1 pseudogene is annotated in these 899 nt (G+C 30.8%); it reads left to right on the plus strand.

The features are described from left to right. Positions 1 to 195: 195 nt before the first annotated feature. Positions 196 to 773: pseudogene (locus COE49_RS26845) on the plus strand (DUF4030 domain-containing protein); the annotation flags it as partial. Positions 774 to 899: the final 126 nt, after the last annotated feature.

The raw sequence follows: 899 nt of genomic DNA on the forward strand, positions 1-899 counted from the left end.
CTCGCTTACCCGACTTAACTTGACGTGAATGTAGTATACATGCAGGTATTGTCCCAATAACTGATGAATTTTATTGTGATAGAAGAACAAAAGGAGGGTTGCTTTTTGAAGAAGGACGTTTTATTTGCTTTCTCAAATCAAAGTGAGAAGAGATCAAGTAATTATCCAACCACATCTAAAAGTGTTTCAAGGAGATTATTTTCACCTCTTTTATTAGTCCTTTTATTATGTGCTGCTTGTCAACAAAGTGAGGTAGAAGAATCAAAAAGTGAGGATTCTAAAGTTATGAACATTGTTATGAATGTTGTAAATAAAAAAGGATTTCTTAGTGCTTCCCTAGATGACAAAACAAGAACAGTAGACCTAGAAATAGCTGATACTGAAAATGCAAGTAAGGTAAAAAAAGAGATTAATGCTCAGTTAAAAAACCAAGATATTAGACCTTATACAATTAATGTTAGTCAAAAAAATATGGACATTGTAAAAAAAAAGAGCATAGATGGGACAGAATTTACGGTGATATTTTTCATGAAGTATTTATGAAAAGAGGATACAAAAATTTTACAATCCAACAGGCTAATGTATTGAACCAGCCTATTAATATTCCTATAAATACTACTATAAATATATCTGATCCAGGAGCTAAAGAATTTGGAAAGAAAATAGAAAAAGAGGTTGATGATTTACTTAATACTACAAAAGTAAAAAAATGGGTCGAAAATGATTCATATACAATTGAAATTTATAGTCAAGATGGACAATTAATTAATTAATTAACAGATTACTTCTTATATCGATAATTATGTAAATGAGCTGTCCATATGGGCAGCTTATTGTATTTTTTGCTTAGCGTGGTTTTTTTCCAAACTGCTGGCGGTACCCCATCGCTATCAAGCTAA

The sequence above is a fragment of the Bacillus sp. AFS029637 genome (genome assembly GCF_002584985.1).
Lineage (GTDB): Bacteria > Bacillota > Bacilli > Bacillales > Bacillaceae_G > Bacillus_A.